This is a genomic window from Ottowia massiliensis (assembly GCF_900240305.1).
Classification (GTDB): domain Bacteria; phylum Pseudomonadota; class Gammaproteobacteria; order Burkholderiales; family Burkholderiaceae_C; genus Ottowia; species Ottowia massiliensis.
On record NZ_LT964854.1, the window covers coordinates 2,110,109 to 2,135,484 of the forward strand.

The 25,376-nt window shown below is 63.5% G+C and carries 23 protein-coding genes and 1 pseudogene; 10 read left to right on the top strand and 14 right to left on the bottom strand.

Features of this window, described 5'->3' with window-relative positions; translation table 11 throughout:
* Positions 1-8: 8 nt before the first annotated feature.
* Both ubiU and C1720_RS13760 read right to left on the bottom strand, forming a co-directional pair.
* Complete coding sequence (gene ubiU, locus C1720_RS09455) at positions 9-1,097, bottom strand: ubiquinone anaerobic biosynthesis protein UbiU (RefSeq protein WP_199170990.1); 1,089 nt, start codon at positions 1,095-1,097, stop codon at positions 9-11.
* Positions 1,098-1,234: 137 nt separating this feature from the next.
* The gene (locus C1720_RS13760; protein ID WP_102284023.1) at positions 1,235-1,648 is read right to left on the bottom strand and encodes a hypothetical protein; all 414 of its coding nucleotides are present in this window, start codon (positions 1,646-1,648) and stop codon (positions 1,235-1,237) included.
* Here C1720_RS13760 and C1720_RS13765 point away from each other — a divergent pair.
* The 3 genes from C1720_RS13765 to C1720_RS14015 all read left to right on the top strand — a co-directional run bounded on the left by C1720_RS13765 (position 1,647) and on the right by C1720_RS14015 (position 5,769).
* A complete protein-coding gene (locus tag C1720_RS13765; RefSeq protein WP_102284024.1) occupies positions 1,647-2,741 on the top strand; it encodes an NHL repeat-containing protein in 1,095 nt (364 codons plus the stop codon). The two genes, C1720_RS13760 and C1720_RS13765, sit on opposite strands and share 2 nt — an antisense overlap.
* Before the next feature lie 444 nt (positions 2,742-3,185).
* Positions 3,186-4,121, top strand: a complete 936-nt coding sequence (locus tag C1720_RS13770; protein WP_158241690.1) for a hypothetical protein — start codon at positions 3,186-3,188, stop codon at positions 4,119-4,121.
* 352 nt (positions 4,122-4,473) lie between these two features.
* Positions 4,474-5,769, top strand: a complete 1,296-nt coding sequence (locus C1720_RS14015) for an NHL repeat-containing protein (RefSeq protein WP_199171036.1) — start codon at positions 4,474-4,476, stop codon at positions 5,767-5,769.
* A 418-nt stretch (positions 5,770-6,187) separates the two neighbouring features.
* On the opposite strand, the gene C1720_RS09480 is transcribed toward C1720_RS14015, so the two are convergent.
* The 6 genes from C1720_RS09480 to C1720_RS09505 form a co-directional block, all read right to left on the bottom strand.
* The gene (locus tag C1720_RS09480; RefSeq protein WP_102284025.1) at positions 6,188-6,487 is read right to left on the bottom strand and encodes a DUF167 domain-containing protein; all 300 of its coding nucleotides are present in this window, start codon (positions 6,485-6,487) and stop codon (positions 6,188-6,190) included.
* Between the two features lie 21 nt (positions 6,488-6,508).
* Positions 6,509-7,321, bottom strand: coding sequence for a BUD32 family EKC/KEOPS complex subunit (locus C1720_RS09485; RefSeq protein WP_102284026.1), 813 nt, complete (start codon positions 7,319-7,321; stop codon positions 6,509-6,511).
* 14 nt (positions 7,322-7,335) lie between these two features.
* Positions 7,336-7,782, bottom strand: coding sequence for a PIN domain-containing protein (locus tag C1720_RS09490; RefSeq protein ID WP_102284027.1), 447 nt, complete (start codon positions 7,780-7,782; stop codon positions 7,336-7,338).
* Positions 7,763-8,056: a toxin-antitoxin system HicB family antitoxin gene (locus tag C1720_RS09495; RefSeq protein WP_102284028.1), complete on the bottom strand. Its 294-nt coding sequence runs from the start codon at positions 8,054-8,056 to the stop codon at positions 7,763-7,765. The genes C1720_RS09490 and C1720_RS09495 overlap by 20 nt, the downstream gene beginning before the upstream one ends.
* Before the next feature lie 499 nt (positions 8,057-8,555).
* Positions 8,556-9,383, bottom strand: a complete 828-nt coding sequence (locus tag C1720_RS09500; RefSeq protein WP_102284029.1) for a LytR/AlgR family response regulator transcription factor — start codon at positions 9,381-9,383, stop codon at positions 8,556-8,558.
* A 23-nt stretch (positions 9,384-9,406) separates the two neighbouring features.
* Positions 9,407-10,516 (bottom strand): sensor histidine kinase, encoded by a 1,110-nt coding sequence (locus tag C1720_RS09505; protein ID WP_439650753.1) that lies wholly within the window; start codon positions 10,514-10,516, stop codon positions 9,407-9,409.
* A gap of 179 nt (positions 10,517-10,695) precedes the next feature.
* Here C1720_RS09505 and argH point away from each other — a divergent pair, with 179 nt between their 5' ends.
* Together argH and rodA are read left to right on the top strand one after the other, a co-directional pair.
* Positions 10,696-12,159, top strand: coding sequence for an argininosuccinate lyase (gene argH / locus C1720_RS09510; protein ID WP_102284030.1), 1,464 nt, complete (start codon positions 10,696-10,698; stop codon positions 12,157-12,159).
* Positions 12,160-12,699: 540 nt separating this feature from the next.
* On the top strand, positions 12,700-13,884 hold the full coding sequence (gene rodA, locus C1720_RS09515; RefSeq protein ID WP_050714569.1) for a rod shape-determining protein RodA: 1,185 nt from the start codon (positions 12,700-12,702) through the stop codon (positions 13,882-13,884).
* A 95-nt stretch (positions 13,885-13,979) separates the two neighbouring features.
* Here the strand turns inward: rodA and icd are convergent, their stop codons facing one another.
* Positions 13,980-15,233, bottom strand: coding sequence for an NADP-dependent isocitrate dehydrogenase (gene icd, locus C1720_RS09520; RefSeq protein WP_050714568.1), 1,254 nt, complete (start codon positions 15,231-15,233; stop codon positions 13,980-13,982).
* A 149-nt stretch (positions 15,234-15,382) separates the two neighbouring features.
* Here icd and C1720_RS09525 point away from each other — a divergent pair, with 149 nt between their 5' ends.
* Complete coding sequence (locus tag C1720_RS09525) at positions 15,383-15,832, top strand: DUF192 domain-containing protein (RefSeq protein WP_102284031.1); 450 nt, start codon at positions 15,383-15,385, stop codon at positions 15,830-15,832.
* A 322-nt stretch (positions 15,833-16,154) separates the two neighbouring features.
* Here C1720_RS09525 and C1720_RS09530 read toward each other — a convergent pair whose 3' ends face one another.
* The 4 genes from C1720_RS09530 to C1720_RS09545 all read right to left on the bottom strand — a co-directional run bounded on the left by C1720_RS09530 (position 16,155) and on the right by C1720_RS09545 (position 19,476).
* Positions 16,155-17,291, bottom strand: coding sequence for an FAD-dependent oxidoreductase (locus C1720_RS09530; protein WP_050714566.1), 1,137 nt, complete (start codon positions 17,289-17,291; stop codon positions 16,155-16,157).
* Between the two features lie 231 nt (positions 17,292-17,522).
* Positions 17,523-18,605 (bottom strand): adenosylcobinamide-phosphate synthase CbiB, encoded by a 1,083-nt coding sequence (gene cbiB, locus C1720_RS09535; RefSeq protein WP_439650754.1) that lies wholly within the window; start codon positions 18,603-18,605, stop codon positions 17,523-17,525.
* A gap of 293 nt (positions 18,606-18,898) precedes the next feature.
* Entirely contained in the window at positions 18,899-19,264 is a 366-nt protein-coding gene (locus C1720_RS09540) for a cell division protein ZapA (RefSeq protein WP_050714565.1), read from the bottom strand.
* Entirely contained in the window at positions 19,261-19,476 is a 216-nt protein-coding gene (locus tag C1720_RS09545; protein ID WP_050714564.1) for a hypothetical protein, read from the bottom strand. Before C1720_RS09545 ends, C1720_RS09540 begins: the two co-directional genes overlap by 4 nt.
* A gap of 395 nt (positions 19,477-19,871) precedes the next feature.
* Here C1720_RS09545 and C1720_RS09550 point away from each other — a divergent pair, with 395 nt between their 5' ends.
* Positions 19,872-20,621, top strand: coding sequence for an electron transfer flavoprotein subunit beta/FixA family protein (locus tag C1720_RS09550; RefSeq protein ID WP_050714563.1), 750 nt, complete (start codon positions 19,872-19,874; stop codon positions 20,619-20,621).
* 19 nt (positions 20,622-20,640) lie between these two features.
* A complete protein-coding gene (locus C1720_RS09555; RefSeq protein WP_102284032.1) occupies positions 20,641-21,573 on the top strand; it encodes an electron transfer flavoprotein subunit alpha/FixB family protein in 933 nt (310 codons plus the stop codon).
* A 111-nt stretch (positions 21,574-21,684) separates the two neighbouring features.
* On the opposite strand, the gene C1720_RS14290 is transcribed toward C1720_RS09555, so the two are convergent.
* Entirely contained in the window at positions 21,685-22,146 is a 462-nt protein-coding gene (locus C1720_RS14290) for a hypothetical protein (RefSeq protein WP_233199904.1), read from the bottom strand.
* Positions 22,147-22,151: 5 nt separating this feature from the next.
* Here C1720_RS14290 and C1720_RS09560 point away from each other — a divergent pair, with 5 nt between their 5' ends.
* Together C1720_RS09560 and C1720_RS09565 are read left to right on the top strand one after the other, a co-directional pair.
* Positions 22,152-24,401 carry a TonB-dependent siderophore receptor gene (locus C1720_RS09560; protein ID WP_233199906.1) on the top strand — a complete coding sequence of 750 codons (2,250 nt, stop codon included), beginning with the start codon at positions 22,152-22,154 and terminating at the stop codon, positions 24,399-24,401.
* Positions 24,402-24,736: 335 nt separating this feature from the next.
* Positions 24,737-25,228 (top strand): annotated as a pseudogene (locus C1720_RS09565) (hypothetical protein); the annotation flags it as partial.
* Positions 25,229-25,376 lie beyond the last annotated feature (148 nt).

Here is a 25,376-nt window from a genome sequence, read left to right on the forward strand (position 1 = left end):
CTTTCGCTTCATTTCCATGAACGGTGATAGGCCCCCAGCGTGTGCTGCTGGCCTTCTGCCACCTGATCCAGCGCGGTCAGCCAGATGGTCTTGGGCGTGTACAGGTGCCTTTGCGCCATGCAGTGGTCAATGGCCTGCCGCCACACGCGCGTGACCTGCGCCGAATAAGCCGGGCTGCGCTGGCGGCCTTCAATCTTGATGGCGCGCACGCCCATCTGCACCAGCTGGGGCAGCAAATCCAGCGTGTTCAGGCTGGTGGGTTCCTCCAGCGCGTAGTAGCCGTGCTCATCGGCCACGTCAAAGCGGCCCTTGCACAGCGTGGGGTAGCCCGCGTTCTCATTGGGGCCGTAGCGGTCAATCAGCACGCCATTGAGGCGCGACTCCAGCCCCTTGGGCGTCTGCGCCCAGCGCACCGCCTTGGCGGGCGAACACACGCCGTGCGTGTTGGGCGACTCGCCCGTGGCGTAAGACGACAGCGCGCAGCGCCCCTCCACCATCACGCACAGGCTGCCAAAGCCGAACACCTCGATTTCCACCGGCGTGCGCTGCGTCACCTGCCGCACCTGCTCCAGCGACAGCACGCGCGGCAGCACCGCGCGGCGGATGTTGAACTGATCGCGGTAGAGATTGATGGCCTCGTGATTCGTGGCCGAGCTTTGCACCGACAAATGCAGCCGCAAATCAGGATGGCGCTGCACGGCATAGCGCATCAGCCCCGGGTCGGCCAGGATCACCGCGTCAATCCCCCAGGCCGCCGCCTTGTCCAGCGCCGCCTTCCAGGGCGCGGGGTTGCTCGCCTGCGGGTAAGTGTTCAGCGCCATCAGCACCTTGCGCCCGCGCTCGTGCGCGTAAGCCAGGCCCGTGAGAATGGCCTTTTCATCAAAGTTCAGCCCCGCGAAATTGCGCGCATTGGTCGCATCGCGCAGGCCCAGATAAACGCAATCGGCCCCCTCGTCAATCGCCCCTTTGAGCGCCGGCAGACTGCCGGCAGGGCACACCAGCTCCGGCGCCTTCAGCTCTGGCGCGGCATCGGCATTTTTTGCGGCAGCGTTTTTTGCGGCATCGGCCTGCGGGCGCGCGGCTTCGGCTGTCTCCATCGTGGTCATCCTCCATCAAGGCTGAAATGAGGGCATACCTTATGGGCGGAGCAATACCCATTTTTTGATTTCAATCAAAGCATTGAAGCTGCGGTTTTGGCTTTATTTTGACTTGGGTCAAGTCAAAGACGGCGAATTTAATATTTGTCAATACGAATGAAGCCTCCGGGAACAAGCCTTTGCATATCAATAATGCCGTCGCAGAATCGCGTGCGCATGTTAGAAACGAGATGTTGCAAGCGGCAATGACTTTGCTCCATGCCTGAAACGGCCAATTTGGCGTCCCGGTTTTTGTTTTTTTTTACTCTGATTCGGAGGTGAAAGTTGATGACTGCAAAAACATGGCATTCCAGCAGCGCCCTGATGGCGGCTGTGCTGGCCGCCTGCCTGGCGGCGGGCTGCGGCGGCAGCGATTCGGGGCCTGAAACACCCACGCCAACCCCCACACCAACTCCTACGCCAACTCCGAGTCCTGCGCCGACACCAACTCCGACGCCCACGCCACAGCCAAATGCCCAGCTCAAATTCGAGCTGCTGACAGGCACGGCCATGGCTGATCTGAATCATTGCCAGTCCACAGACGGCCCGGCCAGCGAAGCGCGGTTTTCCTATCTGGAGCGCATCGTTGTTTACAAGGACGCGATTTATCTGGTCGAAACGGGCAATGGCTGCCTGAAAGATGATTTTTCCACGCCCCCTGCGCAGCAGGCGCAGAAAATGCCGCCGAAAATCAGGAAACTGAGCGGTGGAAAAGTGGAAACAGCGCTCTCGCTTTTCAGCCCGGAAGTATTGGATCGGCAGGGCGCCATGGCAAGGTTTCCCGGCGGTTTTTACCGTGACGAGAAAAGCGGCGCATTCTACGTGGCGGGCTATGCCGCCGCGAGATTCAAATACAACCACATGATGGGCAAAGAAAGGATGGACTGGTATGACAAGGCCGGCGCATGGAATTATTTTGTTCCGGGCATTTTCAAATATGAAGGAAATGCGGCGGGCGAAAACAACTTGCTGGCAGGCATGCCGGGCAAAAGGCCCGAGTTTCTTTTGGATGATCGCGGCTTTGTGGATGGGCGCGGCAAAATGGCGCAGTTTCAGGCGCCGCATAATCTGGAAGTTGATGCTTCCGGCCTGCTTTACGTGATTGACGGCGGCGATTACACGCACATTCGCACCATCAACAGCAGCGGCGAAGTCAAAACGCTGAACGGCTACCGGCAGTGGTATATCCGGGCGCTGGATGCCGACCGCCAGGGCCATATTCATGCGCTGGCGGAAACAAGCTCCAAATCATTTGCATGGCACCGGCTTTCGGATGGCTCGAAAACCGATATCGATTTAAGGCCAGATGAGAGGGCTGAGTTCACTCCCAGGCCACGAAAGGTAATCGCCTTTACGGTGCTTGACAATGAGATTGTGCTGGCGGATCGATGGGTTGAGCGCGGCGCCAGCGTTTTGTATCGCGTATCCAGCCAGGGGGTGATCAAACAATTGACGGGAACCCGCCCGCCAGCCTCGCTGGACGACTTTGTCAAGCACCCTGACCAGTTTGCTTTGCCACCCGTGCAGCACCTGAAATACGGCGTAGACGGCAATCTCTACATCGTGCTGGAGCAAGGCGTTTTGATCGCCCGCGATTTCCGCTGATTCAGCAGCCCGGCATTCTTTGCGTGCAATACGCCTTGAATTCCGGGCATTTGTTTTTTCATATTTTTGTGGAGGTTGAAATTTATGGCTACTAAAACATTGCATTCTGTCAGCGCCCTGATGGCGGCTGTGCTGGCCGCCTGCCTGGCGGCGGGCTGCGGCGGCAGCGATTCGGGGCCTGAAACACCCACGCCGACGCCAACTCCTACGCCTACTCCGACACCCACGCCTACGCCACAGCCAAATGCCAAATTCAAATTCGAGCTGCTGGCGGGCGTGGCGCAGGCTGATTTGAAGCATTGCCAGTCCACAGACGGCCCGGCCAGCGAAGCGCGGTTTTCCTATCTGGAGCGCGTTGTTGTTTACAAGGACGCGATTTACCTGACGGAAACAGGCGGCGCCTGCCCAGAGAGGCGCTATTTCTCCACGCCTGTGCCAGCCGCCATGACGCCCGATCAGGAAGCGCGGCAGGTGGCGCCGAAAATCAGGAAACTGAGCAAGGGAAGGGTGGAAACGGCGCTTTCTCTGTATAACCCGGATTCACCAGCCCGGCAGCGCGCCATGGCAAGGTATCCCGGCGGTTTCCATCGCGATGAAAAAAGCGGCGCGTTTTACGTGGCAGGCTATGCGGCCACACGAATCATCTATAACTATGGGCCAAATAGCGAAATATCAGACTGGTATGACAAGGCCGGTGCATGGAATTATTTCGTTCCGGGCATTTTCAAATATGAAGGAAATGCGGCGGGCGAAAACAACCTGCTGGCAGGCATGCCGGGCAAGAGGCCCGATTCCTTTGTGGATGGGCGCGGCAAAATGGCGCAGTTTCAGGCGCCGCATGATCTGGAAGCGGATGCTTCCGGCCTGCTTTACGTGATTGACGGCGGCGATGACACGCGCATTCGCACCATCAGCAGCAGCGGTGAAGTCAAAACGCTGGACGGCTACAGGAAAAATATCCGGGCGCTGGATGCCGACCGCCAGGGCCATATTCATGCGCTGGAGGAAATAGTCAGTGGCTCAAGTTATGTATGGCACCGGCTTTCGGATGGCTCGAAAATTGATTTCAGACTGAGGCCGAATGAGGTGGGCGAGCTTTCTCCCAGACTGCGAACAGTGGATGCCTTTACGGTGGTTGGCGATGGCATTGTGCTGGCGACCCACACGGTGACAGGCGGCCCCAGCACTCTGTATCGCGTCTCCAGCCAGGGCGTGGCCACCCAATTGACGGGTGAGCAGGCTCCCGCCACGCCGCAGGATTTTCTGGAGCATCCGGAACGATTCCGTCTACCGCCCGTGCAGCACCTGAAATACGGCGCGGACGGCAATCTCTACATCGTGCTGGAGCAAGGCGTTTTGATCGCCCGCGATTTCCGCTGATTCGCCGCTGGCGCGCCTGCCCCTTTGGCCGCCCGTCCCGGCGCAAGCGGCTGAAGGGTTGCACGGTCGTTTGTGCCAGAGGCCGCGCCTGGGCGGAATTTGCGCAATCAGCGTTGCCATTTTGTTTTGTCGAACGGGCAAAGCCAGGGCTGAAATACCTGCGAATCCCATCGCCTACAAAATACGACCGATCAGTTTGACCTGACGCCCTATTACATTCCTGCCAGCGGCAATTACCGCTACATCATGCTTGAAGCGGCCAATATGGCATCGTGGCTTTCTTATTCGGAGGTTGAAGTTTATGGCTACTAAAATTATGGTTACTAAAACATGGCATTGCGGCAGCGCCCTGATGGCGGCTGTGCTGGCCGCCTGCCTGGCGACAGGCTGCGGCGGCAGCGATTCGGGGCCTGAAGCGCCAACACCGACGTCGAGTCCTACGCCGACGCCAACACCGACGCCAACACCGACGCCGACGCCGACGCCGACGCCAACACCGACGCCGACGCCAACACCGACGCCGACGCTACAGCCAAATGCCCAGCTCAAATTCGAGCTGCTGACAGGCACGGCCATGGCTGATCTGAATCATTGCCAGTCCATGGACGGTTCGGCCAGCGAAGCGCGGTTTTCCTATCTGGAGCGCATTGTTGTTGACAAGGATGCGATTTATCTGGCCGAAACAGGCGACGACTGCCTGAAAGATGATTTTTCCACGCCCCCTGCGCAGCAGGCGCGGCAAATGCCGCCGAAAATCAGGAAACTGAGCGGCGGAAAAGTGGAAACGGCGCTCTCGCTTTTCAGCCCGGAAGTATTGGAGCGGCAGGGCGCCATGGCAAGGTTTCCCGGCGGCTTTTACCGTGACGAGAAAACCGGCGCATTCTACGTGGCGGGCTATGCCGCCGCGAGATTCAAATACAACCGTGCGCTGAGCGCAGAAAGGCTGGACTGGTATGACAGGGCCGGCGCATGGAATTATTTCGTTCCGGGCATTTTCAAATATGAAGGAAATGCGGCGGGCGAAAACAACCTGCTGGCAGGCATGCCGGGCAAAAGGCCCGATTCCTTTGTAGACGGGCGCGGCAAAATGGCGCAGTTTCAGGCGCCGCATGATTTGGAAGCCGATGCTTCCGGCCTGCTTTACGTGATTGACGGTGGCGATAACACGCGCATTCGCACCATCAGCAGCAGCGGCGAAGTCAAAACGCTGGACGGCTACAGAAAAAATATCCGGACGCTGGATGCCGACCGCCAGGGCCATATTCATGCGCTGGAGGAAACAAGCTCCAAGTCATTTGTATGGCACCGGCTTTCGGATGGCTCGAAAACCGATATCGATTTAAGGCCAGATGAGAGGGCCGAGTTCACTCCCAGGCCACGAAAGGTGATCGCCTTTACGGTGCTAGATAATGAGATTGTGCTGGCAGCCCGGTGGGCCGATCGCGGCTCCAGCGTTTTGTATCGCGTATCCAGCCAGGGGGTGATCAAACAATTGACGGGAACCCGCGTGCCGGCCTCGCTGGACGATTTTGTCAAGCACCCAGACCAGTTTGCTTTGCCGCCCGTGCAGCACCTGAAATACGGCGTAGACGGCAATCTCTACATCGTGCTGGAGCAAGGCGTTTTGATCGCCCGCGATTTCCGCTGATTCGCCAAGAGCGCGCTTGCTCCTCCAACCGCCCGCCCCGGCGCAAGCGGCTGGAGGGGCCGCAAGGCCGTCTGAGCCAGAGGCCGCGCTTGGGCGGAATCAGCGTTGCCGTTTGGTTTTGACCGACGGGCAAAGCGGGGCAGGGCGCGGGCAGTGAAGGGACAAGAGCGGCGCAAAAGCGGGTGGGCCGTGACGAGCGCGTTGATTTGCTTCTAAATCAATAGCATGATGTCTTAGTGGAATCTGCGCGGATGGCATTTTTGGCCCCTTGAATCTGCTTCTGTTTTTGAGGCTCCCCAAGTCATGCGTTCAGGCCATGCGATCTGGCGGCTGGAAGGCGGGCTGGCATTTCATCCAGCGCGCAGGCTGAGGGCCGGCGCTTTGGGTTTTGCCTGCGGGAAGGTGGGGCGGCAGGCTTTCAGGCGTCTGGCTTCATCCAAGTCGCCACCAGCGCCTGCGCGGCTTGCAGGGCTTTTTCGTCTGCCAGGGTGATGCCAAGGGTTTTTTGCCGGCCCGCCGCGCCGTGCAGCAGTTGCACGCTGGCCTTGGGCACGCCGAAGGCGCGGGCAGCCCAGTCGATGAGCGCGGCGTTGGCCTTGCCGTCCACGGGCGGGGCGGCCAGGCGCACGCGCAGGGCCGCGCCGTGGGCGCCTGCCGCCTCGGTGCGCCGGGCGCCGGGGGCGGCGTGGATGGGCAGTTTGAAAAGCATGGCGCTCATGGCGGGTTAGCCGGGCGCGCTTCACGCGGATGGCGCCGCCTGCCTGCCCAGAAAGCGGCGGGCGGCGGCGGCGGCGGCTTGCAGCGAGACGGTGTCGCGCCCCCAGCGGCGATGCGTGGGCAGCGCGCGCAGCCAGGCCAGGCGCTGGCAGGCGTGGGTGAAGCGGGCGCGCGTGGCGGCGGGCGCAGCCTGCATCCAGGCGTCCAGGCAGGCGTCCGCCTCGGCCTGGGGCAGGGGGGCCAGCCACAGGGTGCTGTGCAGGTAGTCCAGCCAGTTGCGCGCTTGCGCGTCGGCCAGGGGCATGACTTGCAGGGGGTCGTCTTCGAAGTCGATCATTCCGGCCAGCGCGCCTGTTTCGCTCACGATCATGTTGCGGGCAAAGGCCTGGCTGAGGCATTGGCCCGCGCAGTGAATGCGTGTGAGCGCTTCGCCGCCTTCACGCCACAGCGCGGCCGCTTGCGGGTGGCGCTGGCGCAAGGCGGCGGCCAGGTCGCCCGGGCCTAGCCATTGCATGACGAAGTGGTCTGGTGCCACGTGCAGCACCTGCGGCACGCGCACGCCTGCGGCATGCAGGGCGCGCAGGCGGCGCACTTCCAGCGCCTGCCCGGCCGCGCCGCCCAGCAGCGGCGCGGTTTTGAGGTAGGGTGCGCCCAGCAGCCCGGCCAGCGCGCCCAGCAGCCGGTAGCGGGCCGGGTGCCGTGGCGCGCGCATGCTTTTGACGACCACGCGGCCCGCATGGGGCGTTTGCACCACCGCCACATTGCCGCCGCGCCACTGGGGGGCGGCGCTGGCGATGGCTTGCAGGTCTTGCGGCGACAGGGCGGGGGCGGTCATGCCGGCGGCGGGCTTCAGAGAATTTCAAACTGCCGCCCGTCCGGCAGGCGGTAGCGGGCGAAGTCAAGGCCGTCCAGCGTCATGATGCGGGTCACGCCCGTTTCCACGGCCAGGCGGTAGAGCGAGGCTTCGGCCAGGTCCATTTCGCTTTCTCCGCCTTTTTGGCCCGCTTCGTCTTTCGGGGGCTGGGTGTGGCGCTTCATCAGCGCGGAGAAGTCCAGCAGGGCCGCCTGCTCAAAGGGGAAGATGAAGATGGCTTCCTTGCCCAGCCAGTTCAGCAGGGCGAAGCGGCCGGGCGGCGCAATGAGGGCGCAGGCTTTGGCAACGCAGGGCCATGTGGTGGCCAGCGCCCAGTGTTCCAGCGAAGCCAGCGCCAGCAGCTCGTCGTACTTCTGTGTCTGGATCGGGTTGCGCCCGAACAGCGCCGCCAGGGCGCTGGCGTCAATCAGTGCCGAGGCCATGTTTGGCCCTCAGCTTGGCAATCAGGGCGGCGCGGGTGCGGCCTGTGTCGTAAGGGGAGGCCGCCGTGGCGCCGTGGGCTTCGTTCATGGCCTCGCCTTGCAGGGCCTGGTCCATTTCGGCGCGCACTTGCAGCAGCAGCTGATAGGGGTCTTTGCGCCCCAGCGCGTGCTCCACGGCGTCAATGATGAATTGCGATTTGGTAATGCCCTTGCTCTGGGCGGCGAGTTCAAGCTCTTTCTCGAGCTCCGGATTCATGCGTACGGAGACGGCCATTTGATACTGCCTGTGACCTGGGTTGAGAGGAAGTCGAAAACGGCTGGGCCGCTGCATTCAGCCAGAAGCGCTGCTCCCGGATGCAGCGCGGCCCAGAGGGGCGAATCCTACTATCGCAAGAGATGCATGACCAGAGGGTAAACGCGGTGTTCCATTGCTCGCATGCAGTCTGCCCCAGCCTGCTGACGGGCTGCCAAAGACGCCGGAAAGTAATGAAAACAGGAGCAAATTCAGGGGGTTGAAATACCGTTCCGCGCAGTTTCTACTAGGACGTAATGCTATTAATAAAGGAGCTAAATTGACCTGTTTCCAGGAACCTGTTCAGAGCCTGAGCGCAAGGAGCAAAAGAACGGATCGGGCCGGGCTGCAAGGCGGCAGACCGCACGCGGGCCGCAGAGGCGGCCCGGCGTGGCGCTTGCAAGGCCCTGGAGCGCCCCAGTTCACGCTTTTCGCGCCTACGAACAGGCTCCGGGCAGGCTCTGATGCCTTCACCCGCCATTCACTCCTGCCCCAGCGCCTGGCGCACGGCGCTGACCTGGCGGCGGGAGATGGTCAGAAGCTCATCCACGCCAGCCAGGCGCACGGCCCAGCTTTCGCCGTCGATGAAGTCGCGCTGGCGCACGATGGCGCGCATGGCGGCGGGCAGCACGAGAGCGTTGCGGTTTATGCGCAGAAAGCGCCCCGGGTACTTGGCTTCAATCTGGTTGAGGCTGTCGTTCAGCACATAGCTGGCGGCGACGGTGCGGACGGTGACGTATTTCTGCTCCGCCTTGAAATAAAGCACTTCGGCCAGCGGTATGCGCTGGGCGCGGCCCCGCTCGGAAATGAGCACCCATTGCCCGTCCAGCGCGTCGCCCTGGGCGGCGCGCGCCAGGCGGGCGCGCACGGCCTTTTGCAAGGCGGCTTCCAGGCGATCGCAGCGCACGGGTTTGGTGAGGTAATCCACGGCGTCAAGCTCGAAGGCGTCAAGCGCGTGCTCGGCGTAGGCGGTGACGAAGATGAAGGGCGGCGGCGCGGGCAAGGCATTGAGCTGGCGGGCCAGCTGCATGCCGTTGGCGCCGGGCATGTGAATGTCGATCAGGGCCGCGTCAAAGCGCTGGCGCACCAGCAAATCCATCGCATCAGGCGTGTTGGCGGCTTCGGCGGCCAATTCGGCGCGGGGGTTGCGGCAATCGCCCAGCAGGCTGCGCATGCGCGAGCGCGCCAAGGGTTCGTCATCCACGACGAGAACTTGCAGGGGCTTTTCGGACTGTCCGGTTTCTGGCTCGCCGGTTTCGGGCTTGCCAGCTTTTGGCTTGCCGGCTTTGGGCTGGGCGGTTTTGTTCATGGCGGGTGTCGGCGGTGGCCTTTTCAGTGGTGGCGGGAAGAAGACGCGGCCTGTGCGGCGCGGATTTGCGCGGTGGTCATGGGCACTTCCAGACGGGCCTGGTAGAGATCGCCGATGAGGGCGGTTTTGAAGCTGCCCTCCATGTCGTGCAGCAGCTTGAGGCGGTCTCGCACATTGCCCAGGGCGATGCCGTGGCCCTTGCGGCCCTGGCCGGCAGGCACGGTGTTGGTGACCTTGATCACGGCGACCTGGCCGCGAAGGCGCGTGGAAACGCGCAGCTGCGCGCCGCTGGGGCTAGGCTCCACGCCGTGCTTGACGGCGTTTTCCACCAGCGGCTGCAAGATCAGCGGCGGCAGGCGCGCGGCCAGCGTGCGCGCATCCAGCGACCACTGCACGCGCAGGCGCTCGCCAAAGCGGATCTGCTCAATGTCCAGATAGCGCCGCGCCAGCTCGATTTCCTGCGCCAGCGTGGCGCTGTCGCCCTGCTCGGCAAGAGCGTGGCGGAACAAGTCCGCCAGGTCTTCCAGCACGCGCTCGGCCTTTTCAGGCTCGCCGCGCACCAGGGCGATGGCGGTGTTGAGCGTGTTGAACAGAAAGTGCGGGCGAATGCGCGATTGCAGCTCCGCCAGCCGCGCCGTGGTGGCCGCAGGCGCGCGGCCGCGCACGCGCCACATCAGCGCCGCCGTCAGCACGGCCGCCAGCAGCGCCCCGGCCACGGCGCTGGCCAGCCAGGGCGGCGCGGCGCGCACATCGACCGTCAGCGCCATGAGAATGGCGCAGGCCGCCAGCCCTGCCAGCGCGCCCAGCGCCACGCCCGCCGCCATTTGCGCCTGCACGGGCAGGCGCGCCAGCGGTTTTTTCAAACTGCACCCGGCCACCAGCCACAGCAGCGTGGCCGGCAGCGTGCCGCCCGTGACAAAAGCCAGGCGCAGCAGCCACTCCAGCGCGCCGCCCGGCATGAACAGCAGCGCCGCCGCCTGCGCCGCCTGCACCCCCAGCACGGCGCGCAGCACCACGCCCGCGCGGCAAACGTCAAACACCAGCGGCGTCTCGGCGCGCGCCGCCGCCGCAGCCACGGCGCGCGCGCTGCGCTGGCGGCCTGTGAGGGTCGATAAAATTTGCGAATCTTTCACGGGCTTTGCAACACACAGGAAAGTGTGTCAATTATTTGTGATAACCACAACAAGCGCCAGCCCTGCAAACGCCGCCTTTTTCCGCTTTTGCCATTTTTTTTCGCCGTTTTTCCGGCTTGGGCGCGTTTGTTTTTCAAATCTCTTTTTCAGCCCTACCCTGCTTTTTTCCCCGAAAGCCCATGAGCAACCAACTCGACAAGAAATCCCAAGCCTGGTCCGCCCTGTTTTCCGAACCCATGAGCGAGCTGGTGCAGCGCTACACCGCCAGCGTCTTTTTTGACAAGCGCCTGGCCGAAGCCGACATCACCGGCAGCCTGGCCCACGCCGGCATGCTGGCCGCACAAGGCATCATCAGCGCCGCCGATCTGGCCGCCATCCAGCAAGGCATGGCGCAAATCCGCCGCGAAATCGAAACCGGCCAGTTCGAATGGAAGCTGGCGCTGGAAGACGTGCACCTGAACATCGAAGCGCGCCTGACCCAGCTCGTGGGCGACGCCGGCAAGCGCCTGCACACCGGCCGCAGCCGCAACGACCAGGTCGCCACCGACATCCGCCTGTGGCTGCGCGGCGAAATCGACCTCATCAGCCGCCTGCTGCGCGACTTGCAAACCGCGCTCATCAGCGTGGCCGAACGCAACGTGAACACCATCCTCCCCGGCTTTACCCACCTGCAAGTGGCCCAGCCCGTCAGCTTCGCCCACCACCTGCTGGCCTACGTCGAAATGTTCGCCCGCGACGAAGCCCGCATGCAAGACGTCAGAAAGCGCGTGAACCAGCTGCCCCTGGGCAGCGCCGCCCTGGCGGGCACAACCTACCCGCTCGACCGCGAAAGCGTCGCCCGCGCGCTGGGCATGGTCGATGAACAAGGCCGGCCCTGCGTGTGCCAAAACAGCCTGGACGCCGTCAGCGACCGCGACTTCGCCATTGAATTTGCCGCCGCCGCCTCGCTCGTCATGGTGCACATCAGCCGCCTGAGCGAAGAACTCGTGCTCTGGATGAGCCAGAACTTCGCCTTCATCCGCATCGCCGACCGCTTCACCACCGGCTCATCCATCATGCCGCAGAAGAAAAACCCCGACGTGCCCGAACTCGCGCGCGGCAAAACCGGCCGCGTGGCCGGCCACCTCATGGGCCTCATCACCCTCATGAAAGGCCAGCCCCTGGCCTACAACAAAGACAACCAGGAAGACAAGGAACCCCTCTTCGACACCGTGGACACCGTGCGCGACACCCTGCGCATCTTCACCGACATGATCGGCGGCCAGCCCAACGCGCAAACCGGCGCGCGCGAAGGCGGCATCACCGTCCAGGCCGCCGCCATGCGCCAGGCCGCCAGCCGGGGCTACGCCACCGCCACCGACCTGGCCGACTACCTGGTGAAAAAAGGCCTGCCCTTCCGCGACGCCCACGAAACCGTGGCCCGCGCCGTCAAAGCCGCGCAGCAGCAAGGCGTGGACCTGGCCGAGCTGCCCCTGGAAACCCTGCAAGCCTTCGACCCCCGCATCGAAGCCGACGTCTACGACAAGGCCCTCACCCTCGAAGCCGCCCTGAACGCACGCAACACCCTGGGCGGCACGGCCCCCGCCCAGGTGCAAGCGCAAATCGCGCGCCACAAGGCCCGCCTGTCTGCCGGGCAAAGCTGAAAACCAGCTCACAAAGCGGCCCCGCCAGCCTGATTGAACTCAAAAGGAGGAGCAAATTTGAGGGGGCTGAAATGCCTTCCTGCGCAAGCTCCACTAGGACATCATGCTATGGATAGAGGAGCTAATCGCGGCAGCTTTCCTTCTTTGATCCTGCTTGCAGTCTGGCCATGGGGCGCAAAAGCGCAGGAATCGGGATGCGCTGCAAAACGCAAACGGGAGGTCTTGTAGCCTGCTGAGACTTGCAAGGCCAAGAGTGTTCGAGGCCATGTTTTCGTCTCCACAGACAAACTCCGAGCAGGCCCCAGAACGGCTGGCGAAAGCCGCCTTGCTGGCGCAGCAACGGCCAGGCAGAACCTGCGCCCTGAAGAAAGCAGAAAAACTTCACTCAATAAGAGGCGCAAATCTGACGAGTGAAAAACGGCTTTCGCGCCATCTCACCAGGACTTTGCGCTATTGAATTAAGAGCGATTCCTGCCGCCTATTTCATAATCAGGCCGCCTGCCGCCGCCGTTTTTCTTTTGCGCTTTTGCTTTTTCATCCATGCAAGCCACTGCTTTTGACACGCCGCCCTGGTGGCAGCGCGTGCTGCCCATGTTCCGGGGGTTTGACGGGCCGCTGCTGGCCGCCGTGCTGCTGCTGGCGGGGCTGGGGCTGACCATCATGTATTCCTCCGGCTTTGACCACGGCACGCGCTTTGTCATGCACGGGCGCAACATGCTGCTGGCGGCGGCCATCATGTTCGTGGTGGCGCAAGCGCCGCCGCAGCGGCTGATGCGGCTGGCCGTGCCGGTTTACACGGCGGGCGTGCTGCTGCTGGTGGCGGTGGCGCTGTTTGGCATCACCAAAAAAGGCGCGCAGCGCTGGCTGAATGTGGGCGTGGTGATTCAACCCAGCGAGATCATGAAGATTGCCGTGCCGCTCATGCTGGCCTGCTGGTTTCAGTGGCGGCAGGGGCAGGGGCGCAGCCGGGCGGTGGACTTTGCGGGCGCTTTTGCGCTGCTGGCCGTGCCGGTGGCGCTCATCATGAAGCAGCCTGATCTGGGCACGGCGCTGCTGGTGATGGCCAGCGGCCTGGCCGTGATTTTTTTCGCCGGGCTGCCCTGGCGCTGGGTGCTGCCGCCGGTGGCGCTGGCGCTGGCGGGCGTGGCGGGCATCGTGTTTTTTGGCGATGAGCTTTGCGCCGACGGGGTGGACTGGCACGTGCTGCGCGAATACCAGCGCCAGCGCGTGTGCACGCTGCTGGACCCCATGCGCGACCCGCTGGGCAAGGGCTTTCATATCCTGCAAGCCATGATCGCCATCGGCTCGGGCGGGCTGCACGGCAAGGGCTTCATGCAGGGCACGCAGACGCATCTAGAGTTCATTCCCGAGCGCACCACCGATTTCATCTTTGCCGCCTTTTCCGAAGAATTCGGCCTGGCGGGCAACCTGCTGCTGATTTTTGGCTTCTGGTGCCTGGTGCTGCGCGCGCTGGCCCTTTCCGCTGTGGCGCCCACGCTGTTTTCGCGGCTGCTGGCGGCGGCGGTGAGCACCATCTTCTTTGCCTACGCTTTCGTGAACATCGGCATGGTCAGCGGCGTGCTGCCCGTGGTGGGCGTGCCGCTGCCTTTCATCAGCTACGGCGGCACGGCGATGGTGACGCTGGGCGTGGCGCTGGGCATTCTCATGTCCGTCAGCCGCGCGCGCTGGCTGGCCGAGCAGCAGCGCAAGGCGCTGTTGGCATAGGAAGTGCGAGCAGTTTCTGCCGCACGGCCGAATCAGAAAAGAAAAACCCCGGTCTCTATTCGAGAACGGGGTTTTCCTGGCAACCGGCTGAGTTGTTACATGTTTTCGATCATCACTTGACCAAAACCGGAGCAGCTCACTTGCGTGGCGCCTTCCATTAGGCGGGCGAAGTCGTAGGTGACTTTTTTGCTCAGAATGGATTTTTCCATGCTGCTGATGATGAGATCGGCCGCTTCCGTCCAGCCCATGTGGCGCAGCATCATTTCGGCGCTCAGGATTTCAGAGCCAGGGTTCACATAATCTTTGCCTGCGTATTTTGGGGCCGTGCCGTGCGTGGCCTCAAACATGGCGACTGTGTCTGACAGGTTGGCGCCGGGAGCAATGCCGATGCCGCCTACTTGCGCGGCCAGCGCGTCAGAGATGTAGTCGCCGTTGAGGTTGAGCGTGGCAATGACGCTGTATTCGGCAGGGCGCAGCAGGATTTGTTGCAGGAAGGCGTCGGCAATGCTGTCCTTGATGGTGATTTCCTTGCCTGTTTTGGGGTTGGCAAACTTGCACCACGGGCCGCCGTCAATTTCCACCGCTCCGAATTCACGCTTGGCCAGGGCATAGCCCCAGTCGCGGAACCCGCCTTCGGTGAATTTCATGATGTTGCCCTTGTGCACCAGCGTCACGCTGGGCTTGTCGTTGTCAATGGCATATTGAATGGCTTTGCGCACCAGGCGCTCGGTGCCTTCACGCGATACGGGCTTGATGCCGATGCCTGATGTTTGAGGAAAGCGGATTTTGGTTACGCCAAAATCGTCCTGCAATATCTTGATGATTTTTTTCGCCTTTTCAGACCCGGCTTCAAATTCAATGCCGGCATAAATATCCTCGCTGTTTTCGCGGAATATCACCATATTGGTTTTCTCCGGCGCTTTCAGAGGCGAGGGGACACCCTTGAAATACTGGATGGGGCGCAGGCACACATACAGATCAAGCTGCTGGCGCAGGGCCACGTTCAGGCTGCGGATGCCGCCTCCCACGGGCGTGGTGAGCGGGCCTTTGATGGAAACTACGTAGTCACGCACGGCTTCAAGGGTTTCGTCAGGCAGCCATACGTCGGGGCCATAGACTTTGGTGGATTTCTCGCCTGCATAGACTTCCATCCAGTGAATCTTGCGCTTGCCGCCGTAGGCTTTGGCCACGGCCGCGTCCACTACTTTCAGCATGACGGGGGTAATGTCTACTCCAGTGCCATCGCCTTCGATATAGGGAATGATGGGCTGGTCCGGCACATTCAGTGACATGTCGGCATTGACCGTGATTTTTTCGCCCTGGGCTGGCACTTTGATGTGCTGGTACATTGAATCATCTCTCCGGTAAAAACAAGGAAAATGGCGCGGGCCTTTGCAATTTCCCGCCTGTTTGCGGCGCGTTTCGCGCCTGCAAGGCCACGCGCGATTTTAGCGGCCAGCTTTGCCTGGAGCCGCTTTGCTTTTTTCGAGTTTCACCCATGAAAACCCTGATTTCCGCCGCTTTGCTCTGCCCCGCTTTGGCCTGCGCCCAAGCCACGCCGCCTGCGCCGCAAATGGATTTGCCCCGCGCGACGCTCACTATCGGCATGCATCACATCAATGTTCAATTGGCGCAAACCGACTGGCAGCGCCAGGTGGGCCTGATGCACCGGCGCAGCATGCCTGAGCACGAAGGCATGCTGTTCGTGTTCGAGCGGCCTGGCGTGCAGTGCTTCTGGATGAAGGACACCCTCATTCCCCTGACTGCCGCCTTTGTGGCAGATGACGGCGTGATCGTCAATCTGGCTGACATGCAGCCGCTGGACGAGAACACGCACTGCTCCAGCCGCCCCGTGCGCTATGTGCTGGAAGTGAATCAAGGCTGGTTCGGCCAGCGCAAGCTACAGGCGGGCATGAAGCTCAAGGGTTTGCCCGTTTCACGCGATTGAGCCGGGCTGCTTGGCCGTGCCAAGCGGCTGCCGGGCGCAGAAGGTCTCTTGAAGCCAGCCCGTCGGGCGGCATCAAAAACAAGAGCGAATTTGATGGGGTCGAAATACCGCCTTGCGCAGTTTCGACTAAGACGTATTGCTATGAATAGAGTAGCGAATACGCCGTGTATTTCACGTTGCCAGCTTGCCGCGTTGCGCTCCTGGAGCTTGTTCGGAGCCTGTCCGTGGGCGCGAAAAGCGCGGATCCGGGCGCTTTGCGGCGTTGCAACCCATCCCGGGGCCGCGTTTTGGCCTCTCACGGCCAGGCTCTCTGAACAGGCTCTTATTTCAGCCAGCCTGTCAGTTGCATGGCCTGCTCGGTCAGCGCGGGGGCCAGCAGCCAGCCGTGGCGGAACAGGCCGTTGATGCGCAGGCAGCGGCCGCGCCATTCGGTGCAGGGGTTGTTGTCGGGCAGCGCGGGGCGCAGGTTCACGTCCAGCCGCAGGATGCGCGCTTCGGCCAGGGCGGGCATGGCGCTGTGGGCGGCGGCCAGCAGCTCGACGGTGCTGCGCAGGCTGGCGGGGCTGCGGTCTTCGGTTTCCAGTTCGCTGGCGCCAATCAAGAGCAGATCGGGCGAGCGCGGCACGATGTAGACGCCGTGGCGCGGGTGCAGCAGGCGTGTCAGGCGCGTGAGGCCGTGGGCGGGCGCTTGCAGCCAGATGACTTCGCCGCGCACGCCGCGCACGTCAAAAACGGGCGATGCGCTGGCGCATGCGCCTTGCCGGCTGGCTTGCGCGCCCACGCCGCGCGTGTCGATCACGGCGTCAAACGCGGCCTGGCCGCCGTCTGCAAAGTGCAGCGTGCCGTTTTCTTCCACGCAGCGCACGGGGCGGCTCCAGTGCCATTGCGCGCCAGGGCTGTCGTCGTGCAGGGCCATCATCATGGCCACGGCGTCCAGCTGCCCTTCGCCCGGCAGCAGCCAGGCGTGCGCGGGGCCTTGCAAGGCAGGCTCCAGCTCGCGCAGCCGCGCCAGCTCCAGCGGCTGCACGCCTTCGGGGGGGCTTAGGTTTTGCCAGGCCTGGGTTTCGCAGGCCGTGCGCAGGCGCTCCAGCACGCGCTGCGCCGCGCCCAGGTCTTCGCGGTGGGCCAGCATCAGGCTGCCCTCACTGCGGAACATGGGGCGCTGCGGCAGCGCGGCGGCAATGTCGCGCCACAGGGCGATGGAGCGCCAGCCCAGCGCCGCCACGGCAGGCTCCACCGTATCCAGCTCCGCCAGCGGGCTGAGCATGCCCGCCGCCGTGAAACCTGCCGCCGTGGGCACATCAGAATCGTCCGCCTGGCTGCGGAACACGGGGCCGGGGCCACGGGCCACGTCAAACACGCTCACGCGGTGCCCCGCGCGCGACAGCTGCCACGCCAGCAAGCGCCCCAGCAGGCCCGCGCCCGCAATGCCGATGGAAAGAGATTGGGTTGATGACATGATGAAAGTCGCTCCTATCTTGTTGGGGATGATCCGGCTCTTTGATTCCAGCGCGCGGCGCATGCAAGGCTGATGGCCGCTTTGCGGCCCAGAGCCGGGCGCCGCTTTCGCGCTGCGTCAAAACCGGCGTCGGGCAAAGCCGGGCTGCCATTGTGGCGCTTGGATAACGGCGGTTTCGTCTGACCGGTTCGCCGCCGCCGATTCAAACTCTGAACAAATTTTCAGCCCCTGCTACGCCAGGATGAGCGCCATCAGAGCGAAGCTGCCCAGCAGCGCAGCGCCCAAAATGGCGCGCGAACCCAGGGCGCAGGCGCGCAGCAGATCAACCGGCTCAGGCGCGCGGCCTGCGGGATTGAGGGTGTAACTGCCCGGCTTTCCCAGGCGCACGCCCAGCAGCAGCGCCACGGCGGCCATGGGCCAGCCGCTATTGGGCGACGGGGTTTGGCGTGCCTGCTCTGGCAAGGCGGCCAGCGCCCGCCCGCGCCGCAAGGCCAGCCGCCCGGCCGCCAGCCATAGCAGCGCGGCCGTCAGGCGGGCGGGCAGCCAGGAAAGGGCGTCGTCTGCACGGGCGGCCCATTTGCCCGCCCATTCCCACTGGCGCGCCACGCCGCCCAGCTCGCGCGCGCCGCGGTAGCCCCACATGGCATCTGCCGTATTGGCAAAGCGATAGAGCGCCGCGCCTGGCAGGCCCAGCAGCACAAACCACAGCAGCGGGGCAATGACCGAGTCGTTCAGGTTTTCAGCCAGGCTCTCGATGGCGCTTTCACGCACTTCGCCGGATGTGAGCTGCGCCGTGTCGCGGCTCACCAGCCGGGCCAGGCGGGCGCGCCCCGCAGGCAGGCCGTCTTGCAGGGCGGCTTCAACCGCCAGCACCTCGTCATGCAGCATGGCCCAGGCCAGCAAGGTTTTCAGGCACAGCGCCAGCGCCAGCGTGGCCAGCCAGGCGGGCTGGGTGAGCAGCCAGGCTTGTAGCCCCCAGGCCGCCCCCGCAAACAGGCCCGCGCCTGCCAGCCAGGCCGCTGCGCCACGCCAGAAGGCAGGCCAATCCGCGCCTGAAGAAGCCGATGCGGCAGGCGGCGCAATGCGCACGCCCAGCCACAGCAGCGCATGCCCCATCCACGCCACGGGGTGCCAGCGCATGGGCGGCTCACCTGCCACACGGTCCAGGCAAATCGCCAAGGCCGGAATGCAAGCCAGCAGCAGCGGCCAGAAGGCCGCCAGCTCAGACACGGCCGCGCTCACGCGCAGCCACAGCGGCCAGGCGCTGGCCTGTTCAGCAGTGAGGGCGGATTGCCAAAAGCCAGAAGCCAGCACAGAAAAAATACAGAAACAAAACAAGATGACGCGCGATGCGGCCAGGCTCTTCAAGCGCGAAATTCAGGAAGCGTCAGGAAGCGGCTGCGCCATCAAACGCAAAAAAACGGCCCTTCTGGCAGATGCGCCGGAACCCGTTCAAAGTCTGCCCCGGGGGAGCGAACCGCGAATGGGCTGGCCTATCAAGGCATTTGCAATGCCGCAAAGCGCCACCTCCGCCGCATCGCTCCTTCAGCCTTTCCGCCGCCCAGACAAATCTGCTTCAGACAGCCAAAGCAGCGCGGGCCATGCGTTCATTCCTCTGCGCCATCGTCCGCCAAGGCTTCATCCAGCCGCTGCAACAAGGCTGCCAGCGCAGCCTCATCGCTGGCGGGCAGACCCTCGCCTGAAGCGGGCGCTTCAGGCGCAGCGGCAGGCCGCGCCGCCTTGGCTGGCGCAGCCGTATCGCGGTCAAACACCAGATTGAGGGCCGCCAGCACCGCAATACGCTCACGGGCGCGCAGCTTGCCGCTGCTGCGAATCTGGCACATGGCTTCATCCACGCGGGCCACGGCCTCGGCCAGGCGCCTTTCACTGCCCGCCGGGCAGGCCAGCACGTAGCTCTCCCCCATGATTTGCACTTCAGTCTGCGCGGCAGGCGCGGTCACCGGCTGCTTCATCGCGGCGCCTCCTGCCCCAGCCGGGCCAGATGACTCAGAAGCTCTTCATTGCGCGACCGCGCCGCTGTCAGGCGTGACTGAAGACTGTCACGCTCCTGCGTGAGCGCCTGCACTTGCAGCTTGAGCAAGGCATTGGCGCTGCGTAACTGGGCGTATCGCGCCAACAGGCGATCCACGCGCTCAACGATCCGGGGCAACAGAGAAGAACTCATGAGGCAATGCAGAGGCGGCAAAAGCGCGAATTCTAGTTTTCTCCCCTGCCACGCAGCCCGCCATGCGGGCGGCCCTCGCAGACGAAAGACATGCGAGACAGCATCAGAAAAAGGAGCAAATTTACGGCCTGAAAACAGCCTGATGTCCTAGTGGAAGCTCACGATGGCGCTATCAATCAAGGAGCTGAACCAGACACTGCCCACAGGCTCGCGTTTCGCCGTCTGGCGGCTGAAAACACCGCCTGAAGCCCGCCGCCGCGCAGCCCCGTTCGCAGGCATTCAAGCGCCCTAGGGATAACCCTGAGCCTGCCGCTCATACGGTTAAAACGTAACACCTGCCGAATAAAATTGTTTGCATCACATCGTTCTCATCAGTCACCTAAGGAGAAAGCAGCATGAAAGCACTTGTCGCCGTCAAGCGCGTGGTGGACTACAACGTGAAGGTTCGCGTCAAAAGCGACCAAAGCGGGGTGGAAACCGCCAACGTCAAGATGAGCATGAACCCCTTTGACGAAATCGCCGTGGAGGAGGCGGTGCGTCTGAAGGAAAAAGGCGTGGTGACAGAAGTTGTCGCCGTCTCTTGCGGCGTGGCGCAAAACCAGGAAACCCTGCGCACCGCGCTGGCCATTGGCGCCGACCGCGCCATTTTGGTGCAGACCGACGCCGAATTGCAGCCGCTGGCCGTCGCCAAGCTGCTCAAGGCCGTGGTGGACAAGGAGCAGCCGCAAATCGTGCTGCTGGGCAAGCAGGCCATTGACGACGATGCCAACCAGACGGGCCAGATGCTGGCCGCCTTGGCCGACTGGCCGCAAGCCGCTTTTGCCAGCAAGCTGGAAGTGAAGGATCAGCAGCTGCAAGCCACGCGTGAAGTGGACGGCGGCCTGCAAACCATCTCGGTGGCACTGCCCGCCGTCGTCACGGCTGACTTGCGCCTGAACGAGCCGCGCTACGTCACCTTGCCCAACATCATGAAGGCCAAGAAAAAGCCGCTGGAAACCATCACGCCGCAAGACCTGGGCGTGGACGTGGCCGCACGCCTGAAAACCCTGAAGGTGGCCGAGCCGCCCGCCCGCAGCGCCGGCGTGAAAGTGGCCGATGTGGCCGAGCTGGTCAGCAAGCTCAAGAACGAAGCCAAAGTGATCTGACAAGGAGAAAGGAATCGTCATGACCGCCCTCGTTATCGCCGAACACGACAACGCCTCCCTCAAGCCCGCCACGCTGCACGCCGTCACGGCCGCCCGCCAATGCGGCGGCGATGTGCATGTGCTCATCGCAGGCCACAACGCCGCCGCTGCCGCGCAAGCCGCCGCGCAAGTGGCCGGCGTCGCCAAAGTGCTGCATGCCGATGGCCCGGCCTTGGAGCATGGCCTGGCCGAAGACCTGGCCGCGCAAGTGCTGGCTGTGGCTGGCGGCTACAGCCACATCCTCTTTCCCGCCACCGCCAGCGGCAAAAACACTGCGCCGCGCGTGGCCGCCAAGCTGGATGTTTCGCAAATCAGCGACATCACCAAGGTGGACAGCGCCGACACCTTCGAGCGCCCCATCTACGCGGGCAACGCCATTGCCACCGTGCAAAGCGGCGATGCGGTGAAAGTCATCACCGTGCGCACCACGGCTTTTGACGCCGCAGCCGCCACGGGCGGCAGCGCCGCCGTGGAAAGCGTGCCCGCCGTGGCCGCCAGCGGCAAGAGCCGCTTCGTCGGCCAGGAGCTGGCCAAGAGCGACCGGCCCGATCTGACCGCCGCCAAGGTCGTTGTCTCCGGCGGCCGCGCGCTGGGCAGCGCCGAGCAGTTCCAGTCCGTGCTCACTCCGCTGGCCGACAAGCTGGGCGCCGCCATCGGCGCCAGCCGCGCCGCCGTGGATGCAGGCTACGCCCCCAATGACCTGCAAGTGGGCCAGACGGGCAAGATCGTCGCCCCGCAGCTGTACGTGGCCGTGGGCATTTCCGGCGCCATCCAGCACGTGGCTGGCATGAGCGGCAGCCGCGTCATCGTGGCCATCAACAAAGACCCGGACGCCCCCATCTTCAGCGTGGCCGACTACGGCCTGGTGGCCGACCTCTTTGAAGCCGTGCCCGAACTGGTGAAAGCGCTGTAAACCCCGCGGCACCGCCGTCAATGAAAGCACCGCCTCCGCGCGGTGCTTTTTTTATGCCTGCCAAAACCAGAAAGCGAGCCAGATCAGCTCCTGAAACAATAGCATGAGGTCCTAGAAGAAACTGCGCAAACGCCGTTTCATGGCCCTTTGATTTGCTCCTGTTTTTTGACAACCCAAGCGCCTGCGCCAGACGAAAAGCAGACTGGCCGCGTGGGCGGAACGGGAGCAGGCGGCGTCTGACGCCTGGCCAGCGCAAAAGCCAGGCAAAGAATGAGCGCGGAGCCGCTTCATCTTCATGCTGCGGGCATTGCTCTTGCGCTTTGAAAGTTCAAGAAAAAAAGGCCGTCCTGAAAGCCTGTTCAGAGGTTCAGCGCTGAGCGCACGAACACCGCTTTCAGATAAGCCTGACGTTTGCCTGCGCGGCGATGCCGCAGCTTGCATTTGTGTCATCTCATCGTGAAGGGCAAAAAAATGCAATGCGAATGAAAATACCTGTGCTTCGTGCGCCGCTGCCCGCCGCCAGACCTTGCGCGGGCGGCGTTTTTCAATTTCATCGATTTCATTTCTTCGCATTCATCATGGCTTTATTCCATTCGCCTGGATTTGCGCTGCGCGGCATTTGCGCGGCCATTGTTTTGCTGCCCGCGCTGGCTTATGTGCAAACGGCTGCGGCCGCTTTTGACGCTTCCGCGCTTCAAAGTGACGACGCGGACGAGGAGGTCACCGCTGGCGACGCAGCGGGCAGCGGCAGCGCCGGCACGCTGGGCGCTGTCACGGTGGTGGGGCGCGCCGCGCCCGTGCCGGTGGAGCATGAAAGCAGCTACCAGCCCGTGCCCGATGCGTCCACGCTGCGCTCGCTGGCCCCCGCGCTGGAAGTGCCGCAAGTGACCAACGCCGTCTCTGCTCAGGTGCTGCGCGACCAGCGCCCGCGCTACATGGACGATGCGCTGATGAACGTCAGCGGCATCACGCAAGGCAACACGCTGGCGGGCACGCAAGACACCATCCTCAAGCGCGGCTTTGGCGGCAACCGCGACGGCTCCATCATGCACAACGGCATGCCGCTGGTGCAGGGCCGTGGCATGAACGCCGCCGCCGAAAGCGTGGTGGTGCTCAAAGGGCCGTCTTCCATGTTCTACGGCATCATGGATCCGGGCGGCGTGGTGAACGTGGTGAGCAAAAAGCCCCAAATGCAGCCGCGCACGGCCCTGAGCGTGACCGGCTCCAGCTACGGGCGCGGCCGCAACGGCGCGGGGCTGCTGCTGGATGCCACCGGCCCCGTGGCCGACAGCGGCCTGGCCTGGCGCCTGGTGGCCGACTACACGAATGAAGATTACTGGCGCAACTTCGGCAAGCGGCGTGACGTGCTGCTGGCCCCTTCGCTGGCCTGGTACGGGCGCGACACGCAAGCCGTGCTCTGGTACGAATTCCGTGACTACAACGTGCCGTTTGACCGTGGCACCGCGCTGGATCCGCGCACGAACAAGCCGCTGGACATTCCCGCCACGCGCCGCCTGGACGAGCCGTTCAACCAGATGAAGGGCAAGAGCCACCTGGCGCAGTTCTCGCTGGATCACCGCATCACGCCCGGCTGGTCGGGCCACGTGAGCCTGAGCTACAACCGCGAAACGTATGACGCCAACCAGCTGCGCCTGATGGGCATCAACACCGCCACCGGCCTGCTGCGCCGCCGCGCCGACGGCACCCGGGGCGCGCTCAGCGCCGACAGCTACGGCACCGCCTACATCGACGGCAGCACCAAACTGGGCGGCATGCAGCACGACATGCAATTCGGCATGGACGCCGAATACCGCAAGATTTACCGCGCCGACATGATTCGCGGCGGCGTGGACAACGCTTTCAGCTACCTCAACCCTGTGTATGGCCGCGTGCGGCCGGGCACAACCGTTGTGGCTGGCGACAGCGACCAGCGCGACCTGCTGCACAACCACTCGCTTTTCTTTCAGGACGCCATCCACCTGAACCGCCAGTGGATCGTCACCGCCGGCGCGCGCTATCTGCACTGGGCGCAGCGCGCGGGCCGGGGCCGCCCCTTCAAGCTCAACACCAACACCCGCGACGGCAAATGGCTGCCCCGCCTGGGCGTGGTCTACAAGCTCACGCCCGCCGTCTCGCTCTACGCCAGCTACAGCCAGTCGCTCAAACCCATCTCCACCATCGCCCCGCACTCCAGCGGGCTGATTGACTCCAGCGTCAAGCCCGAAAGCGGCAAGTCCTGGGAAGTGGGCGCCAAATACGAAAGCGCGGGCGGCCTGACCGGCACGCTGGCGCTTTTTGACATCCGCAAGAAAAGCGTGCTCGTCTCGCAGTTCAACCAGAACACGGGCTTGACCGAATGGCGCACCTCCGGCGCGGCCCGCTCGCGCGGCATCGAGCTGGACGTGGCCGGCGAAATCAACCCGCGCTGGAGCTTCATTGGCAGCCTGGCGCTGATTGACGCCAAAACCACCCGCGACCCCAAATTCCAGGGCAACCGTTTGTGGAACGCCGCCCACGTCACCGCCTCGGCCAACGCCGTCTACAACGCCGGCCAGCTCTGGGGACAAGGCCAGCTGCGCCTGGGCGCGGGCGTGCGCTACGCGGGCAAGCGCGCGGGCGACTCGGCCAACACCTTCTGGCTGCCTTCCTACACCGTGGCCAACCTGTTTGCCACGTATGAAACGCCCATTCAGGGCCGCAAAGTCAAGTTCCAGCTGAACGTGAAAAACCTGTTTGACCGCACCTACTACACCTCCAGCGTGAACGAATTCGGCCTGGCCCTGGGCGACGCGCGCCAGGTGTCGCTCACGGCAGGGTTCGAGTTCTGAAGCTGCTCAAAGCGGCTCGCAGGCGTGAAACGCGCAAGCCGGAACCGGCCCGGGCTGTGCGCGTTTCACTCCTTTTCCGGGAGCAAATTCAGGCCCCTGAAAACGTCCCTTCCGCCCAATTTCAAGGGACTTGAAGCTATCAAACCAATAGCGGATAACCAGCGGCTTCATAACCCGTTCACAGGCAGACTTTGAACCGCTCCCGCAAGCCTGCCCTTGCCCCCTCCATCGTCTTGCGCCTGGCGCTTTTCGCCTCACGACCACACGCCGACACCATCTGGCCGCCCTCGCTGCCCTGACCTTGCTGCCCGCCGCAAGACGCGCAAGGCATGGCGCTGGTCATCATCTCCTCCACCGTGGCGGCCAAAAACGTCCACCCCGGCTGGCGGCAGCTTGCTGCTCCGCTGCTGACCTGGGAAAACGACTTGCTCGACGACCTGGCCATGACCGGCAAGCGCAGCGGCACGGACTACGGCGAAGCGCCCAAGGAGCGCTATCTGTGGCTGGCGCACGCGCCGCATCCCATGTCGGCCGGCCTGCCAGCGGGTGCGGCCAATGTCTATGCGAAGCAGGCCCCCATGAGCTGGGGCCAGCCGGGCCTGGGCGCGATCACCATCGCCACGCTCTACGGTCAGCCGGAAAAAGCGGCCATCTTCGGCTACGAAAAAGGTGCGACTATGGACTACGAATCCCTGGCCCCGGCCCGGCGCGTCATGTTCTTTCTGGACAACGCCAGCTTCACCAACCTCTCCGAAGCCGGCCTGCGTTTGTTCGACGCGGCCGTGGACTGGGCGGCTGGAGAATGTGCAAGTGATCAGACGCCATAAGCGGCACGGCATCAAGGCACCGCCCAAGCACTGGACTGCTGAAAGGTCTTTGGCCTGACTGAGCAAGGACGCTGCGCTTGGCGATGCATCGGTTGATGCATTCGTCAAGATCACCAGCTTTCGACGCTTGGCTTGATTGGAGAACAGG

Bases quoted from the DNA above. Each gene is read 5' to 3' on its own strand.
- C1720_RS09490 (WP_102284027.1), bottom strand. From the start codon at position 7,782: ATGGCCTCGGCACTGATTGACGCCAGCGCCCTGGCGGCGCTGTTCGGG.
- C1720_RS09540 (WP_050714565.1), bottom strand. From the start codon at position 19,264: ATGAAGCAGCCGGTGACCGCGCCTGCCGCGCAGACTGAAGTGCAAATC.
- C1720_RS13760 (WP_102284023.1), bottom strand. From the start codon at position 1,648: ATGGCCGTGCCTGTCAGCAGCTCGAATTTGAGCTGGGCATTTGGCTGT.
- C1720_RS09530 (WP_050714566.1), bottom strand. From the start codon at position 17,291: ATGTCATCAACCCAATCTCTTTCCATCGGCATTGCGGGCGCGGGCCTG.
- C1720_RS09480 (WP_102284025.1), bottom strand. From the start codon at position 6,487: ATGAGCGCCATGCTTTTCAAACTGCCCATCCACGCCGCCCCCGGCGCC.
- C1720_RS13765 (WP_102284024.1), top strand. From the start codon at position 1,647: ATGGCTGATCTGAATCATTGCCAGTCCACAGACGGCCCGGCCAGCGAA.
- rodA (WP_050714569.1), top strand. From the start codon at position 12,700: ATGCAAGCCACTGCTTTTGACACGCCGCCCTGGTGGCAGCGCGTGCTG.
- C1720_RS09545 (WP_050714564.1), bottom strand. From the start codon at position 19,476: ATGAGTTCTTCTCTGTTGCCCCGGATCGTTGAGCGCGTGGATCGCCTG.
- C1720_RS14290 (WP_233199904.1), bottom strand. From the start codon at position 22,146: ATGCGAAGAAATGAAATCGATGAAATTGAAAAACGCCGCCCGCGCAAG.
- C1720_RS09495 (WP_102284028.1), bottom strand. From the start codon at position 8,056: ATGGCCGTCTCCGTACGCATGAATCCGGAGCTCGAGAAAGAGCTTGAA.
- C1720_RS09555 (WP_102284032.1), top strand. From the start codon at position 20,641: ATGACCGCCCTCGTTATCGCCGAACACGACAACGCCTCCCTCAAGCCC.
- icd (WP_050714568.1), bottom strand. From the start codon at position 15,233: ATGTACCAGCACATCAAAGTGCCAGCCCAGGGCGAAAAAATCACGGTC.
- C1720_RS13770 (WP_158241690.1), top strand. From the start codon at position 3,186: ATGACGCCCGATCAGGAAGCGCGGCAGGTGGCGCCGAAAATCAGGAAA.
- C1720_RS09485 (WP_102284026.1), bottom strand. From the start codon at position 7,321: ATGACCGCCCCCGCCCTGTCGCCGCAAGACCTGCAAGCCATCGCCAGC.
- C1720_RS14015 (WP_199171036.1), top strand. From the start codon at position 4,474: ATGGCGGCTGTGCTGGCCGCCTGCCTGGCGACAGGCTGCGGCGGCAGC.
- C1720_RS09500 (WP_102284029.1), bottom strand. From the start codon at position 9,383: ATGAACAAAACCGCCCAGCCCAAAGCCGGCAAGCCAAAAGCTGGCAAG.
- C1720_RS09525 (WP_102284031.1), top strand. From the start codon at position 15,383: ATGAAAACCCTGATTTCCGCCGCTTTGCTCTGCCCCGCTTTGGCCTGC.
- C1720_RS09550 (WP_050714563.1), top strand. From the start codon at position 19,872: ATGAAAGCACTTGTCGCCGTCAAGCGCGTGGTGGACTACAACGTGAAG.
- argH (WP_102284030.1), top strand. From the start codon at position 10,696: ATGAGCAACCAACTCGACAAGAAATCCCAAGCCTGGTCCGCCCTGTTT.
- ubiU (WP_199170990.1), bottom strand. From the start codon at position 1,097: ATGGAGACAGCCGAAGCCGCGCGCCCGCAGGCCGATGCCGCAAAAAAC.
- C1720_RS09560 (WP_233199906.1), top strand. From the start codon at position 22,152: ATGGCTTTATTCCATTCGCCTGGATTTGCGCTGCGCGGCATTTGCGCG.